The sequence below is a fragment of the Pseudoalteromonas denitrificans DSM 6059 genome, assembly GCF_900112265.1.
Taxonomy (GTDB): Bacteria; Pseudomonadota; Gammaproteobacteria; order Enterobacterales; family Alteromonadaceae; genus Pseudoalteromonas; species Pseudoalteromonas denitrificans.
Genome location: NZ_FOLO01000085.1, coordinates 1 through 15,183 on the forward strand (window position 1 = coordinate 1; position 15,183 = coordinate 15,183).

Sequence of the window (15,183 nt, forward strand, 5' to 3'; positions counted from 1 at the left end):
TTGGTTGAAAAGCTGGGTAATGTGAGTGAGGCATCACGCCAAAGTGGCGTCTCCCGAGACACTATTTATCGTCACCTGAAGCTGGTTAAACAAGGAGGAACTGATGCATTAAAGCGGCAAGAAACGCCTAATATACGGCATAAAAACTGTGTGGATATGGCAATCGAAAAGGCGGTTGTTCAATTCTCAATCGAACATCCTCACCTTGGTCAGCAGAAAGTCGCCATGAAGCTGACTAAAGCCCTTGGTATTGATATCAGCCCAAATGGAGTGCGCAGTGTATGGCTAAGAAACAATATGAATACCACTGCGTTGAGAGTTGAAAAATCACAATCCTTACAAAAGTCAGCATAAACAATAGCCAGTTTAGTAACTGGCTGATATGCTACTTACGACAAAGTCGCTCGGTAATTAGACCGACAGTTTCCCTTGGTAATCACACTACAACAAATTAGACAAACTATAAAAACGTTTTTAAGCGTGTTTGTCTAAATTTTAAATAGATTTCATTGGAGTCTTTAAGGCTAAATTGGGACATCTTAAAGTACTTTGTCTGAGTTTTAAATATGCAGACACATTTCGTCATTATTACAAATTTAGTTATGTTCTATACCACCATCATTTTATTGTAATGCTCTTCAAAATCAGTCCTGATGAATACATCTTTAAATTTGGTAATAAATCTATCCGAGTCGATCTCCCCTAAATCATTTATATTTACAGAGTCAGAATGTGATTCTCTGTTAATAAACCTAAAGAAGGGGGAAAATTCAGCATCTGCTTCTTCAAGTGCATCTAGAGCGGCTTTGAGCGCATCTGTTTTATGTACAAAAGAAAAGTAATATTCGAGTATATTTCTCATTATGTTAGGTAAAACAATGTTATTAGTACTGCCATTTTGAGCGTCTTTTATAATCTGCCAGTATGACTGGTAATCATTTTTTATATCACTTCTTCCCATAGGAACAATACTACTATTAGTATTTTTAAGAACTCTAAATAAATTACATTTATTATCAAATTTATCATTACCTGCATTGTCTTTCCCTTTAGGCAAATACTTTAACATTTCATGCAGATAATAAAGGCTGTGAGTAAGTAATATTACTTGTGCATATTGGTAGCCTCGAATTAACTTTTTATGCGTAAGAGCTCCTATCTCATAAATATAATTATGAGATAGGCTTGATATAGGGTCATCAACGACAATAATCTTCTTATTTTTTTGGGTTGAAGAATCACTGTCTACGCTTCCTTGGCATAGCTCTAAAAAATAGAGGTAAGTAATAAGCGTTTTTTCACCTTCACTAAGCGATTTATAGACATCATTCCCGCTCGAAGAAGGACCACGGCAAAGGTAATAATGGTTATTTTCACCTGGCTGTTGTTTGATCTCAAAACCCTCTAAACCTATCGATTTAATTTGATTATTTATGCTAATGACCGATGTTTCAATATTGGTGATTTTTTTTCGGTTTTCACTAATAATTTCGTTTTGAGCTTGTATCGTTGAAGTAAGGTCACGTTCTTCTGTTTTAGTCGTTTTAATATCTGTTTCTATTGATTCAATTAAAGTATCGTGGGCTTTTATTTCAGCATCATACTTAATACGAACCAAAGACCAAAACTTCTTTTTAATTGCGGTGAGAGATTCTTTTTTCTTTGATAATCTAGCGTTAAATGTTTGTCTAGAAGCATTATGAATATTGATGATATCATTAATTGGTTGTACTAAATCAATAGTAGATTCTAGGGTAATTTTAATACTTGGATCTGCTAGTTTTTGATTCAGTTTTGTAAGGTTTGCTTGAAGCACACCTGAAAGTTTTTCTTTAGCTAGGTCGAGTTTTGTATCGTTAAGCGTTGTGTAGTGAGTTCCTGATAGTGTCTCGTTTAAAGTTTCAATTGCTTGGTTATATCCACTCTGTAGAATTTTTAACTCACCTTTTTTTTCTTCATACGAAACGTCGAAAAGATTGTTAATATTTTCAACTAATTCATTATCAATTGCCTGTTGGCAAAACGGGCATTTTCTTTCAGCATCATCGAGATAAATACGTCCATTATCTACCCAAGTTGAGTTTTGGAGTTTATCGACTAACTCAGCTAAATAACTATCACTAGAGCCTACAATTACTTCACTTAAAATAGTATTTGATTCGCTTGAAGCCAGGTTTAGAGCTACGGTCGGAATCATAGTTTTTGGTACAGCGCTTTTATTATTTAGTTCTTTAGATTCTGTAGATAAACTTTGAAACGTATATTCAGGTTTTTCAACTAGGGTTGTTTTTAGAAGCTCATCATAAAACGAAGCTGCCGAGCCTTTAAAGCCAACTAAGCAGTGATCTAAATCTTTTTTGTCATGCTCTTTTTTAATTTCAAAGCATTTGTTTTTAATTGCTTTTACTTGGGTGGTTTTTTTCTCTTCATGTTGAGTGCTAATTGTTTGCTTTTGAACTCTTTGTTCTTCTAATGCTTTTATCTCTAATTCTGCTGTGCTTATAGCTTGCTCAGCCGCAACATTAGTCTCCCCTAAAGTAAATACACCCTCGAAGCTATCTTGCGAGAAGTTTTTTTCAACGAAATCAGTATTGTAAACTAAGGTCTCATAATCTTGTGAATTAGGTAACACATAGCTGCAATTACTATAGTTAATACGTGTTGTATCCTGAAGGTATCTTGCTACTGTGGATTTCCCCGTGCCGTTATGACCATAAAACAGCACTATTTTCTTATTTGTATTGAGTGATACAGGGGTAGGGTTTTGAAAACTTGCCACTCCTTGTATAGAAATTGATTCAATCATATATTTCTTCCGTGATTAAGGGGAATGCCTATGAGCAATGATTAAACTTAAACTTTATCATGCAAGGAACATTCAGCGGTTTTATTCTGAGCTTAATTTATAGATGAAAATTTTAGAGCATTAACACATTTAAAAGATAGTCCTATTTAGTAATAGGGTGTTTTCCCTCAAAGAATTAGCTGATATATACCATTTTTATATCGACCTAAAAAATAAATTGATTTTGGGATAGAATATTTTGGAATAGGTACACTGTTGATATAACTAATATGAATATCTGGAAGGTTTTTTATTAAATGCCATTATAGATATTTATTAATATGCTAAATCAGCCTGTTTTTTCATTTTCATATCTATCAATTACTTATACATTTCCGTTTTGGTTTTGTATTTCTAATATTTAACATCTAATGACATTTCAGCCAATCCCGTACAATAAAGTCTAATTATATCAGGTCCTTACGTTCTCTTGCAGTCTTCCGTGTATAGATTGTTTTTGCTACATTTCGCCTTTTTGAAAAGGTGGAAAAATGAGCAAGTTAAAAAGAAGAACTGAGGTAATAGTTAACAAAGAAACTGTTAAAAAATTGAATAAATGGAAGAAGGATCTTCTTGAGAAATACCGACCTTATCTTACTGTACGAGATGTAAATCAAATTGGTCGCCGTCATTGGTTATTTTGTCCTATTCAAAAGCGGCATGTACACCTGTTATCAGACGGTGAATACCGAACCTATAAGAAAATCCTTTCATCTAAAAGTGTTGTAAAAATTGAAGAGCAGTATGCTCTTGATATTGCTGTTGCTTTAAATGCAATTCACCCGCGTGATTGGGAAACGAATTTAGGTTATGTAATGACAACCGACTTTGTTGTTACATATATGAATAAAAGTGGCTCAACATACCGTGTCGCATACACCTTTAAGTACTGGGAGCAAATTTATAAAGAAGTCGACGGTAAGGTAAAAAAGATTAAACCTCGCACATGGCAGAAGTTTGATATAGAGCGGCAATATTGGAAAGCAAGCACATCAATGGGGTCACACATCAATGGGGTCACATCAATGGGGTCAGGTCTTGCATTGTGCAACCACGATAAATAAAAATAGACAGTCATACTTTTCTGATTGAAAACGAGTCCATACTTGACCTTAATTTAGCAATGGAAAAAATCAACGGGGTCAGGTCTTGCATTGTGCAGCCATTCTAAATAAGGGTCGAATTTAACTTTTAAGAGGTTAGTTATAATTAGCTAATCTCTTTATTTTTTAGGACTTACGGATGAGTCGACCACTAAGATTGGAATTTGTAGGTGCGTTATCCCATGTTACTTCTCGTGGGAACGAGAGAAAACCAATTTTTCGCAATGAATCAGACTTTTCGACATTTATAGATGTTCTGGGACACCAATCATTACTAAGTTTAAAAATAGACAGTCATACTTTTCTGATTGAAAACGAGTCCATACTTGACCTTAATTTAGCAATAGAAATGATATTGATTATTATTTCTTTGTTTTCTTGTTTCCGATAAAATGTCGCAATATAAACAAGTGAAAATATTGACTCATCACTTGGGTTTGTAAATTGAGCCATAAACTTAGGAGTAAAAGATATTAATGAATGAAAATAATGCTTGGCCACAAGATGTTGATGGAGATGTTTTAAGATTACTTCAGGGAAGGGGTTTTGATTTCAATTTAGATCACGAAATTGAGTTTATGATCGATTTTAAATGTTGGCCATTAAGTAAAGAGCAGCAAGCTGAAGTATTAAAGAAGTTACCAGAGGTAAGCTTTGTAGAAACCGAAGCGGAATTGCTTGAAGAGGGCGATCCTACTGGTTATGTATCGTTTAAGGTTAAAAACAAGGTAACGTATGATTTTGTTACGCAAGAACCGCAAAGGCTAAGCAATCTGTTTATTAATATGAATGGGTATTGTGACTCTTGGGTTGTTGTTAGTGGGTGTGGTACTTAGAAAATAACGGTGGAAGGACTTTCGTTGAGCACCGAAAAAACGACAATATGGTCCGACAATAGTCCGACAATAGGGTCAGGTCTTGCATTGTGCACCACAACAAATAAAAACAACGGGGTCAGGTCTTGCATTGTGCAGCCATTCTAAATAAGGATCGAATTTAACTTTTAAGAGGTTAGTTATAATTAGCTAACCTCTTTATTTTTTAGGGCTTACGGATGAGTCGACCACTAAGATTGGAATTTGTAGGTGCGTTATACCATGTTACTTCTCGTGGGAACGAGAGAAAACCGATTTTTCGAAATGAATCAGACTTTTCGACATTTATAGATGTTCTTGGGACACCAATCATTACTAAGTTTAAAAATAGACAGTCATACTTTTCTGATTGAAAACGAGTCCATACTTGACCTTAATTTAGCAATGGAAATGATATTGATTCTTATTTCTTTGTTTTCTTATTTCCGGTAAAGTGTCGCAATATAAACAAGTGAAAATATTGAATCATCACTTGGGTTTGTAAATTGAGACATAAACTTAGGATTAAAAGATATTAATGAATGAAAATAATACTTGGCCACAAGATGTTGATGGAGATGTTTTAAGATTACTTCAGGGAAGGGGTTTTGATTTCAATTTAGATCACGAAATTGAGTTTATGATCGATTTTAAATGTTGGCCATTAAGTAAAGAGCAGCAAGCTGAAGTACTAAAGAAGTTACCAGAGGTAAGCTTTGTAGAAACCGAAGTGGAATTGCTTGAAGAGGGCGATCCTACTGGATATGTATCGTTTAAGGTTAAAAACAAGGTAACGTATGATTTTGTTACGCAAGAGCCGCAAAGGCTAAGTAATCTATTTATTAATATGAGTGGGTATTGTGACTCTTGGGTTGTTGTTAGTGGGTGTGGTTCTTAACAAAAAATAACGGGGGAAGGACTTTCGTTGAGCACCGAAAAAACGACAATAGGGTCAAACGACAATACGACAATACGACAATAGGGTCATACGACAATAGGGTCATACGACAATAGGGTCATACGACAATAGGGTCACGACAATAGGGTCAGGTCTTGCATTGTGCACCACAACAAATAAGACTCGATTTTGATACTCAAAAGGTTAGCTATACTTAGTTAACCTTTTTGTTTTTTGGGGCTTACGGATGAGTCGACCACTAAGATTGGAATTTGCAGGTGCGTTATACCATGTTACTTCTCGTGGGAACGAGAGAAAACAAATTTTTCGCAATGAATCAGACTTTTCGACATTTATAAATGTTCTTGCGGCTGTATGTGAGCGCTACAATTGGGTGATCCATGCCTATTGTTTAATGACCAACCATTACCATTTATTGGTAGAAACGCCTGATGCTAATTTATCTAAAGGTATGAGGCAGTTAAATGGCGTGTATACGCAAGGTTTTAATCGTGACCATCGCCGTGTAGGGCATTTATTTCAAGGCAGATATAAAAGCATTTTAGTGGATAAAGATAGCTATTTGCTAGCGCTATGCCGCTATATTGTTTTAAACCCAGTTAGGGCAAAAGGCATGGTAGATGAGCCTGAAGAATGGTTGTGGAGTAGTTACCACGAAACTATAGGAGTGCGAGATGTACCCGATTGGTTAGCCATTGATGCACTGCTACGAATGTTTGGGTCAACTAAATATATAGCGATTGAGCGTTATAAAACATTTGTATCTCAAGGGAAGGGTATTAATATTTGGGCAAACCTCAAAAGCCAAGTGTATTTGGGTGATGAAGCGTTTGTTGAAAAACACAAAAGTACACTTAAAGAAGATGTTTGTCTTGAATTGAGTGAAGTGCCAAAAAAGCAAGTTAGGCCAAAACCCAAACCACTGAATGATTTTCAGTCAAGTCACCCGCATGAACGCAAAATAGCTATGGCAAAGGCTTATTTGTCAGGAGGTTACTCAATGTCTGAGATTGCTAGTTATTTTGGCGTACACTATTCAACAGTTAGTCGCGCGGTTGCACAATGCAAGACTTGCCCCCTTTACTACTGACCCCTTTACTACCCTTTAGGTTCCTATTTATGTATCTATACTTAAGTGTGATCTTATCGCTCTATTTGAGAATCTATTTTGTTTAATAGCGGATTAAAATTAATTCAGTTGTTAATACTATTAATTACACTGAGTTTTAGTGGAAAGATATGTGCCTTTGAGAATCGGCCCATTAAGATATCACATGCATATTTTGAGCCCTATATATGGTCTGATAATGGTATTTCTAAAGGCATATATGTCGATATTTTAAAAGAAGTATTTGAAAAAAGGATGGGCATGACCATTGAATTTGAAAGCTTTCCATGGTTAAGAGCGCAGCGTCGAGTAGAAAGTGGTAAAAGCGATGGTATGATCACACTATATACACCCGAACGTGCAGAGTACACCTCAACAGGAAAAGTGCCTATTTTTATCGAAACAATGGGTTTATTCACTTATATAAATCACCCTCGATTAGAACAGATGAAAAACATTCAGTCCATAGACGGTATTAAGGACTTCCAAATACTTACCTATTTGGGAGATGGCGTATCAATCGAAAAATTCCCAGGTTTTGATGTAGATTATGGAGCTGTAGATCTAAAAAGTGCACTAAAAAAACTGAATTTAAAAAGAGGTGATGTGTTAATACAATCTAAAGCTGTCACCCTGTATAATATAAAAAAATTAAGGTTAGATAACTCAATAATTCAAGTGCCTAGAGTCGATTTTGGTGTACTTGAATTCAAGTTATGTATCAGTAAGCAATCCCCCTTTATAGATATTATTCCGGTATTCGATAAGGTATTATCTGAACTTATACAAGATGGTACTATACAGAAGATATTTAAAAAATATGGCCTGTAGTTTAAATTTAGTAGCTGGGTAGCATTGTTTTACATTATTAAGGTTTTGGTGATTGTAGTTTGAGAGCTAAGCGCTATGGTACGTGTCTAAAATAGATCAATATGGGAACCTATTTTTACTATTTTAATTAACTCGATGAATTAAGTTTAAACTTGTACATGTATTTTAATAACCACAAACGCGATTGTAGATTTTATTAAATATTTAAAATCAATCATATAGTTGTAGATGCCAGTTCTTCAATTTCTAATCTTTAATTAAATAATGATAAATAAATGAATTGTAAAAATTGCCAAGTAAAACTTCAAAATGATGCCAAGTATTGTTTGAGTTGTGGACAAAGTGCTGCAAGCCTAAATAGGCCATTTCTAGATGTTGTTAAAGAGATGACACATGAGTTGCTGGATATTGATGGTAAGTTATGGCTTACGTTACGCACCATGCTGACTAAACCAGGCACATTGACCCATGAATTTAACCAAGGTAAACGTGTTAAATATACACCGCCTTTGCGTTTATATCTTGCAATTAGTATCTTGTTTTTTATTGTGTTTTCTAAAATTTATCAAGTGTTTGACCCTGATATTTTGCTTACTGAATCAATGCTTAGTTATTATTCAAAAGCGATGTTTGTGTTATTTCCCGCTTTTGCATTAATTGTGCAGGTGTTTTTTCGACAAACTTTCTATATTGGTAACTTAGTTTTCTCCATGCATTTGCATAGTATGGCGTATATTATTCTGATGGTTATCGCGCCTTTAGAGGCAATGGAGCGGTCTCATGTGATATTTTTACTGCTGCAAATTCCCCCAATTTTATATATGACTTGGTATGTATTAAGGGCTTTTAAAGTTGTTTATCAGCAAGCTTGGTGGCTGATAATCATTAAGTCTATGGCTATTTACATGGTTTATATGGCGCTATTAGGTATTGTTTTTGATGTAGTGATGCAGGATATTTCTTAATGTCCCTGTTTTAAATTCAAGTCTTAATTCAAAACTGATTAATATGCGCTTAAATAATGAGTAAGCAGCACTTAGCTGGGTTATTTAGGAAAACATTCTTCTAGTTTATAACGCGTTATGCCGACTTTTTGTTGCGCGCTCACTTGGCACATTTTAGCTGCTACTTGATAGCCATAAATTGGTTTATAGCGTTTTAAAGCAGGTAGCGTGCATAGTGTTGGTAAAATCCAGCTACCGATTTTTTCGCCTATTCTTAAGTGGTTGCGCTCACCTAATAATAATGATGGCTGGAAAATACAAATACGCTTAAAACCTAAACTCACAATTGAATCTTCCAACTCACCTTTCATTTGTAAGTATGTGTTTTTGCTTGTTGCGTTAGCACCACTTGATGATACTAAAAAATATTCAGTAACTCCGTTAGTGGCAGCAAGTTTTGCTGCTGTTAATTGATAATCAACATCTACCATGCGTTGTGCGGCACTTGAGCCTGCTTGCTTTTTGGTTGTGCCTAAACATGAGAATAATAAATCCCCAGAAAACAGCTGACTGTATTGTTCTAGCAAAGAAAAATCAACAACTTGGTTTTCGATTTTTGGGTGTGAGTAATCAACAACTCTGCGCGTAACCGCAATGACTTTTTTGATATGGGGTTGCTCAACAAGCTTTTTTGTTAGATTTTGGCCAATTAACCCTGTAGCACCAAGCACAATCGCTGTTTTCATGTTATTTATTTGATAATTTTTAATATGAAGATAGTAATTGAATGGCGTGAAATAAACTATTAAATACCATTTTTAATACATAAAGAATAAACAGTTATATATTTATTGAGTGATGGTTAGCAGGAAGTTAAGCTCTGATCTTAACTGATAATCATCAGAGCTATGTGCATAGTTAGTTTTGATTTAGGGTATTACTTGGCCTTTATTTATCACTGAATTGACTGTTGAAAAAACATCGTCATTTGGATAACCATCGGCAATGAGTTGATGCTGTATTTGAAATAATCGAATAGCGCGTCTGCTTTTAGGCCCCCAAATGCCATCTGGCTTACCGAGTTCAAATGCTAAGGCATTAAGCTGGTTTTGTAGGTTCTTCATTTTAGCAAGGCTATAAGGTTTCACATTGGTTTGACCTTTGGGTAAAAACGCAAGGCCTTTAGCCCCCACTAACTTGTTAGCTAATATGCCTACTGATAGCCCATAACTTTTCGATAAATTCCACTGCATGATCACATTAAAATTAGGGTAGAGTAAAAATGCGGGGCCTCTATGACCTGAAGGTAAATAAAGTTCAGCTTGAATATCATAATTAGGTAATGGCTGATTGTTCGTTTTTGTTATCCCTAACTCTTGAAAATAGCTAAGCGGGTAGTATTGATCAAAACCTACTTTATCAAAGGCAAAGCTTTCTGGTAATTTAATTTCTCGTCCCCAGCGCTCTTTAGTTTGCCAGCCTATTTTATTTAAATAATGGGCTGCTGTTGTTAATGCATCAACCTCACTTGTCCATAGGTCAATTTTTCCATCATTATCACCGTCAATACCATACTTTAAAAAAGATGAAGGCATAAACTGCATATGGCCCATAGCCCCAGCCCAAGAGCCTTGTAGTTGTTCTGTGGTAACTTGTTTTGTTTCAATTAAGGTGAATAGATTTAATAACTCTTGCGTAAAAAACGCGCTACGACGTTCATCACACGCTAATGTAGCTAAGGCATTTAGTATCGACATTTTACCTTTGTGTTTACCATAAACGGTTTCTAAGCCCCAAAATGACACTAAATATTGGCGTGGTACGCCGTATTTTTCCTCAAGTGCGTCAAATAGTTTTTTATGCTGTTTTAATTTCTCTTTTCCTACTCGCACATGATACGAAGTTACCCTTGCTTTAATATATTGCTCAAAAGTTTGGGTAAATTCAGGTTGTTTTTTATCGAACGAAATTACTTGTTCTATCGGGGAAATACCAGCAATTACAGTTTGAGTGATGTACGAAGAAAAACCTAATTTTTCAGCGCGCTCTGCTAAATTAGCTTTACAGTTTGGAAAGTTATTATCGGCAATCACTGCATGAGCCAAAGTTGGTAAAAGTGCACACATGATAATGATTTTTATTATAAAAAAATGACTTATGTGATTAACTAAATGCTTTAAAAAGAACATTAATACGGTCTTCCTTGGATAAAACGTTAAGTAAAAATATCTAAAATTATACAATGGCGAATTTTACTACGGATAACAATCAAAACTATCTTGTTGATATTATTCTTTTGAGTTATAAATTCATTCAATGGGTTCAGACGTTACTGGATGTGATCCCATTGATTTTTATTTATTTGCTAAGGCCTACCGTTAGTCTTCAGGCCCTTTCATCGTAAACACTAAATGTTTGCGCATGTTTTTTAAAATAACGCCTTTTTTCATCATCGCAGCACTCAAGCGCTTTTGCCATTTTAGTAAATCTGGTTCTGCAGCTTCTAATGCTTGCTTATTTTCGAATTGAAAGCAAAGCAGTAATGAACCTGGAAACAAGTGATATTCAACATCAAACCAGCATTGCAGCATGCCTGGGATTTCAGTGCGAGCTTGTTCTTCGAGCATATCGGCAGTTTTCAGTACAAGATCTTGTTGTTTTTGCTGGACTTTAGAGAGTTTTTTCATGGACTATTCCAAAATGAAAGGCGAAAAATGAAGCCTGAAAAGCTGATTATAACCAAACTGTTAGATTGCAAGCAATCTAGTAAAAGAGATATTAAAACCAATGGTAATAAACCTAGACAGTTATATTAAGGTGATTTACGTCTATTTTGAGAGCGGGTTCCTAATATCAAAGTCAAACTTTTTGATATTACCCACACAATAACTGGATGGAGGCTTGGTGGTTTTAATTGTTTTGATGCAAAAAAAGTACATCAAAAATTATAAACTTTATAAAGTAGCTCTAAAATCAATATTTATGCCTGTCTATTTTTAACTTTTAATAAATTGTTTATCGCCATCAGAGCAAAATCATTTAAAAATCATAAAGACGTCAGGTATTTAAAACTTGGTTCGCTTACATTGACTGCTTATTCAATCACATTTAAACGTGTATCAACATAAAACGACTTCGATGTGGAAGTGAGGTAATGCGTTGATTTTAAAATAGAGATAAATTATGAAGCTTGCTTGTATTTCAATTGTTCTGCTATTGACTACTTTAATTATGAGTCACAAAACTTATAGCAAAAATGACTTCCCTGTTATAGCAGAACGCTATTTAGGACAAAAACCACCTGGCTTGACTCCTAAATTTTTTGCACCCGATATTGTTTCTACTCAAGATCATCGTGAAACGGAAGTATTATTTTCACCCGATATGAGATAATTTTCTTTCACTCGCTCTGGTGGAAACTATAAAGAACCGACCTGGTTGGTTATGCAATACAAAGATAATGAATGGAGTCGTAAATCTATTGAGTCAACTGATATCAATAAATATAAAGCACGATTTAGTCCCAATGTATCAAAAATGAAAAGCCTTGAACCTTTCAAAGACATTCCTATTGTAGGTTTTACAGCCTCACCTAAAGGAACATATTATTTTTATGTTTTAGATTTCAAGGATGGCAGTGGACATATGAGTTATTCACGCTTGATAGATGGCAAATATGAAAAGCCTCAAAAAATGAGCAGGGCGATTAACAGAGGAAAATATTGCTCACCCCTTCATTGCTCCTGATGAGTCTTATTTAATGTGGGATGCTAAAAAAGATGGTGAAAATACCCCTGATATTTATATTAGTTTTCGAAATAAAGCTGGTTCATGGGGAGAAGCAATTAACATGGGCGATATCATAAACACCGCAGCCTATGAACAACGCCCAAAAGTGACACCTGATGGAAAATATTTGTTTTTTTGGCGGGGAGATGAAAAGGTGAGAAAGGATGGCAGTAGTTATTGGGTAGGCAATCCTCATTGGGTGGATGCTCAAGTTATTGAAAACCTCAGGCCCCAATAACAAGTTATATAACTATAAAACTTAGCAGATGAAAAAATGCACAGCTGATGTACGTACTTAATAGTTGTTTTTCGTTTTCACAGAGAAATCATATAAAAGTCATTAGGACGTCAGGTATTTTAAAACTGGTTCGTTTAAATTTATTGCTTGTTCAATCACATATAAACCTTGTATCAACACAAATCGACTTCAATGTAGAAGTAAGATAATTCGTTAAGTTTAAAATAGGGATAAATCATGAAGTGTATTTGTATTTTAATTGTATTACTGGCTATAGCTATGAGTGGCAGTAGTTATAGTCATGATAAATCTCCAACCATAGAGAGTCGTTATTTGGGTGAAAAGCCTCCAGCCTTAATTCCTAAACTTTTTGATCCTAAAATCGTATCACCAGAAGGAAGGTTTGAAGGTGGTACATATTCACCCGATATGAAGGAGTTCTATTTCACGAGAAAAAATGGGAAATACAAAAAACGTACATTTTTTGTCATTCGATATGAAAATAATGCTTGGGGTCACGAATCTGAGACCGATATCAAATGGCCACTATTCTCTGCTGATGGCAAAATAATGTACGTTGGAAAGGAGTATAGAGAAAGGACCAATAATGCTTGGTCGGAACCCAAAAGCTCCGGAGGCTTCTTAAAAGAACAAGCACATGGTTTGTCGGTTTCATCTAATGGAACCTATTACTTTCCTTTTTATAAAAAAGCAGATAATGGACATGGCAATCTTGGGTATTCACGCCTGATAGACGGCAAACATGGAAACCCTATAAAAATGAGTACGGAGATTAATACAGGGAAATATATTGCTCATCCCTATATTGCACCTGATGAATCCTATTTAATGTGGGATGCTGAGAGAGAAGGGGGATATGGTGGTTCAGAAATCTATATTAGTTTTCGAGCGAAAGATGGCTCTTGGTTACCTGCAATGAACATGGGTGATAAGATAAATACATCCTTAAATGAAAGCAGCCCAAGAGTGACACATGATGGGAAGTATCTCTTTTTTTCGAGGGGAGAGTGGAAGCTTAAAGAAGATGGCAGTACTAATTGGGTCGGAAAAAGTTACTGGGTAGATGCCAGGGTGATTGATAACCTCAGACTCGCACTATAAGTTATATAACAGTATTAACAAGTGTGACACCAAAAGGCGTTTGGCTCTATGGGCGCTCGCTGCCAATTAGCTTTGTGAGTCATCACTGTAGAGGTCAAACCCATATTAAATGGAATTGTTTAGCAGTAGGAGTCAGTGATGAAACGTATTTATGTTTTAGTTTCTTTGTTTATTATTTTAAGTATCAGTAGTAAAGGTTATAGCCAAGATGAAATTCCAGTATTTGAAGGTACCTACCTCGGGCAAAACCCGCCAGGTTTAATGCCTGAGTTATTTGCCCCAAATCTGATTAAAACAGATCATAGGGAAGCTGAAGCAGCCTTTACACCAGATTTAAAGGAATTCTATTTCCGTAGAAGGGGTGGTGAATATAAAAAAAATACTTTGGTTGTTATTCAATATAAAGATAATCAATGGATTGAGTCAGTTGTGCCACCCAGAGCTGGGGAACCATTTATTTCTCTTGATGGTAAAACTTTGCATTTAGGAAAATATTATAGAGAGCACACAGTTGAAGGTTGGTCTGAGTTAAAAAGTCTTGGAGCCATGTTTGAAGATTTTCGCATTATGCGCCTTACGGCTTCTGTTAAAGGAACCTATGTTTTTGACGAAGCGACAAAAAGTGGAAATGGTGTACTTCGATATTCTCGATTGATAAACGGCAAACGTGAAGCACCTAAACCATTAAATATTGATATCGGACAGTGGGGTGCTCATCCCTTCATTGCGCCTGATGAATCTTATTTGATTTGGGATGACCAAAGGAAAAGTGGATATGGTGGCGCTGATCTTTATATTAGTTTTCGACAAAAAGATGGCACATGGGATACAGGTATTAACTTAGGTGACAAGATAAATACCCAATTCTCAGAAGCATATGGCAGTGTGTCACCGGATGGAAAGTATTTATTCTTTCATAGAGGTTTTGGCGGTGATAGAGGAAATATATATTGGGTAGATGCACAGATTATCGAAACCCTCAGGCCCAAATTATAAGCCTCGCCCGCATAGCAGGGATTGTTACGGGCCCAGAGGCACATTTTATACAATCAATTATTTACCTATTGAGAACTAAATCAGCTAAAAGTCATAAGGATGTCAGGTATTTTAGCCCACGGCAAGATCATTATAAATTGAACTTATAGAACAAGTAGCGATCAGATCAAGGCATAATCCCCCTTTGGTAACTTAATATGAGCGCTACTTTTTTGAAACACTTTAATTCTATTACAGATCCTCGCATTGAGCGCTGCAAAAAGCATGAACTTATCGATATTCTTCTGCTAGCAATTAGTGCCGTACTCTCTGGTGCACAAGGATGGGAGGATATTGAAGACTTTGGGCATCTAAAGCTTGATTGGTTAAAAAGATATGGCTCTTTCGACGCTGGAATTCCAAAGCATGACACTATTGCTCGTGTCGTCTGTCGG

General features: G+C 35.6%; 17 protein-coding genes. 13 read left to right on the forward strand and 4 right to left on the reverse strand.

Features of this window, described 5'->3' with window-relative positions:
• The coding region (locus BM088_RS25505; RefSeq protein ID WP_143085162.1) for a helix-turn-helix domain-containing protein at positions 1-354 on the forward strand (354 nt) is incomplete at its 5' end.
• Positions 355-607: 253 nt separating this feature from the next.
• Here BM088_RS25505 and BM088_RS25510 read toward each other — a convergent pair.
• Entirely contained in the window at positions 608-2,806 is a 2,199-nt protein-coding gene (locus tag BM088_RS25510; protein ID WP_091991572.1) for an AAA family ATPase, read from the reverse strand.
• Between the two features lie 530 nt (positions 2,807-3,336).
• Here BM088_RS25510 and BM088_RS25515 point away from each other — a divergent pair.
• The 6 genes from BM088_RS25515 (at position 3,337) to BM088_RS25545 (ending at position 8,625) form a co-directional block, all read left to right on the forward strand.
• The gene (locus tag BM088_RS25515; RefSeq protein WP_091991574.1) at positions 3,337-3,909 is read left to right on the forward strand and encodes a TnsA endonuclease N-terminal domain-containing protein; all 573 of its coding nucleotides are present in this window, start codon (positions 3,337-3,339) and stop codon (positions 3,907-3,909) included.
• A 515-nt stretch (positions 3,910-4,424) separates the two neighbouring features.
• On the forward strand, positions 4,425-4,784 hold the full coding sequence (locus BM088_RS25520) for a ribonuclease E inhibitor RraB (protein WP_091991576.1): 360 nt from the start codon (positions 4,425-4,427) through the stop codon (positions 4,782-4,784).
• Positions 4,785-5,340: 556 nt separating this feature from the next.
• On the forward strand, positions 5,341-5,700 hold the full coding sequence (locus BM088_RS25530) for a ribonuclease E inhibitor RraB (RefSeq protein WP_091991578.1): 360 nt from the start codon (positions 5,341-5,343) through the stop codon (positions 5,698-5,700).
• A 247-nt stretch (positions 5,701-5,947) separates the two neighbouring features.
• Entirely contained in the window at positions 5,948-6,811 is an 864-nt protein-coding gene (locus BM088_RS25535) for an REP-associated tyrosine transposase (protein ID WP_091991580.1), read from the forward strand.
• A gap of 108 nt (positions 6,812-6,919) precedes the next feature.
• Positions 6,920-7,660 carry a substrate-binding periplasmic protein gene (locus tag BM088_RS25540; protein ID WP_245763926.1) on the forward strand — a complete coding sequence of 247 codons (741 nt, stop codon included), beginning with the start codon at positions 6,920-6,922 and terminating at the stop codon, positions 7,658-7,660.
• Positions 7,661-7,935: 275 nt separating this feature from the next.
• A complete protein-coding gene (locus tag BM088_RS25545; protein ID WP_091991584.1) occupies positions 7,936-8,625 on the forward strand; it encodes a DUF3667 domain-containing protein in 690 nt (229 codons plus the stop codon).
• 80 nt (positions 8,626-8,705) lie between these two features.
• On the opposite strand, the gene BM088_RS25550 is transcribed toward BM088_RS25545, so the two are convergent.
• The 3 genes from BM088_RS25550 to BM088_RS25560 all read right to left on the reverse strand — a co-directional run bounded on the left by BM088_RS25550 (position 8,706) and on the right by BM088_RS25560 (position 11,291).
• The gene (locus BM088_RS25550; protein ID WP_091991586.1) at positions 8,706-9,350 is read right to left on the reverse strand and encodes an NAD-dependent epimerase/dehydratase family protein; all 645 of its coding nucleotides are present in this window, start codon (positions 9,348-9,350) and stop codon (positions 8,706-8,708) included.
• A gap of 183 nt (positions 9,351-9,533) precedes the next feature.
• Positions 9,534-10,730 carry a lytic murein transglycosylase gene (locus BM088_RS25555; protein ID WP_245763922.1) on the reverse strand — a complete coding sequence of 399 codons (1,197 nt, stop codon included), beginning with the start codon at positions 10,728-10,730 and terminating at the stop codon, positions 9,534-9,536.
• 252 nt (positions 10,731-10,982) lie between these two features.
• Entirely contained in the window at positions 10,983-11,291 is a 309-nt protein-coding gene (locus tag BM088_RS25560; RefSeq protein ID WP_091991590.1) for a hypothetical protein, read from the reverse strand.
• 496 nt (positions 11,292-11,787) lie between these two features.
• Between BM088_RS25560 and BM088_RS27815 the strand changes: the two genes are divergently transcribed.
• From BM088_RS27815 to BM088_RS25580, 6 genes are all read left to right on the forward strand, one after another.
• Complete coding sequence (locus BM088_RS27815) at positions 11,788-11,997, forward strand: hypothetical protein (protein WP_245763923.1); 210 nt, start codon at positions 11,788-11,790, stop codon at positions 11,995-11,997.
• Between the two features lie 51 nt (positions 11,998-12,048).
• Positions 12,049-12,351: a hypothetical protein gene (locus BM088_RS27820; protein WP_245763924.1), complete on the forward strand. Its 303-nt coding sequence runs from the start codon at positions 12,049-12,051 to the stop codon at positions 12,349-12,351.
• A 13-nt stretch (positions 12,352-12,364) separates the two neighbouring features.
• Positions 12,365-12,631 (forward strand): hypothetical protein, encoded by a 267-nt coding sequence (locus BM088_RS27825; RefSeq protein WP_245763925.1) that lies wholly within the window; start codon positions 12,365-12,367, stop codon positions 12,629-12,631.
• A gap of 237 nt (positions 12,632-12,868) precedes the next feature.
• Positions 12,869-13,753, forward strand: a complete 885-nt coding sequence (locus BM088_RS25570; protein WP_091991592.1) for a PD40 domain-containing protein — start codon at positions 12,869-12,871, stop codon at positions 13,751-13,753.
• Between the two features lie 138 nt (positions 13,754-13,891).
• Positions 13,892-14,749, forward strand: coding sequence for a TolB-like translocation protein (locus BM088_RS25575; protein ID WP_091991594.1), 858 nt, complete (start codon positions 13,892-13,894; stop codon positions 14,747-14,749).
• 197 nt (positions 14,750-14,946) lie between these two features.
• Positions 14,947-15,183, forward strand: a 237-nt coding sequence (locus tag BM088_RS25580) for a transposase family protein (RefSeq protein WP_143085126.1), incomplete at its 3' end; no start/stop codon positions are given.

What these genes read in the sequence shown, in the direction of transcription:
- BM088_RS27815 (WP_245763923.1), top strand. Translation starts at nt 11,788, where the DNA reads ATGAAGCTTGCTTGTATTTCAATTGTTCTGCTATTGACTACTTTAATT.
- BM088_RS25545 (WP_091991584.1), top strand. Translation starts at nt 7,936, where the DNA reads ATGAATTGTAAAAATTGCCAAGTAAAACTTCAAAATGATGCCAAGTAT.
- BM088_RS25515 (WP_091991574.1), top strand. Translation starts at nt 3,337, where the DNA reads ATGAGCAAGTTAAAAAGAAGAACTGAGGTAATAGTTAACAAAGAAACT.
- BM088_RS25575 (WP_091991594.1), top strand. Translation starts at nt 13,892, where the DNA reads ATGAAACGTATTTATGTTTTAGTTTCTTTGTTTATTATTTTAAGTATC.
- BM088_RS25535 (WP_091991580.1), top strand. Translation starts at nt 5,948, where the DNA reads ATGAGTCGACCACTAAGATTGGAATTTGCAGGTGCGTTATACCATGTT.
- BM088_RS27825 (WP_245763925.1), top strand. Translation starts at nt 12,365, where the DNA reads ATGTGGGATGCTAAAAAAGATGGTGAAAATACCCCTGATATTTATATT.
- BM088_RS25570 (WP_091991592.1), top strand. Translation starts at nt 12,869, where the DNA reads ATGAAGTGTATTTGTATTTTAATTGTATTACTGGCTATAGCTATGAGT.
- BM088_RS25530 (WP_091991578.1), top strand. Translation starts at nt 5,341, where the DNA reads ATGAATGAAAATAATACTTGGCCACAAGATGTTGATGGAGATGTTTTA.
- BM088_RS25550 (WP_091991586.1), bottom strand. Translation starts at nt 9,350, where the DNA reads ATGAAAACAGCGATTGTGCTTGGTGCTACAGGGTTAATTGGCCAAAAT.
- BM088_RS25520 (WP_091991576.1), top strand. Translation starts at nt 4,425, where the DNA reads ATGAATGAAAATAATGCTTGGCCACAAGATGTTGATGGAGATGTTTTA.
- BM088_RS25560 (WP_091991590.1), bottom strand. Translation starts at nt 11,291, where the DNA reads ATGAAAAAACTCTCTAAAGTCCAGCAAAAACAACAAGATCTTGTACTG.
- BM088_RS25555 (WP_245763922.1), bottom strand. Translation starts at nt 10,730, where the DNA reads ATGTGTGCACTTTTACCAACTTTGGCTCATGCAGTGATTGCCGATAAT.
- BM088_RS27820 (WP_245763924.1), top strand. Translation starts at nt 12,049, where the DNA reads ATGCAATACAAAGATAATGAATGGAGTCGTAAATCTATTGAGTCAACT.
- BM088_RS25510 (WP_091991572.1), bottom strand. Translation starts at nt 2,806, where the DNA reads ATGATTGAATCAATTTCTATACAAGGAGTGGCAAGTTTTCAAAACCCT.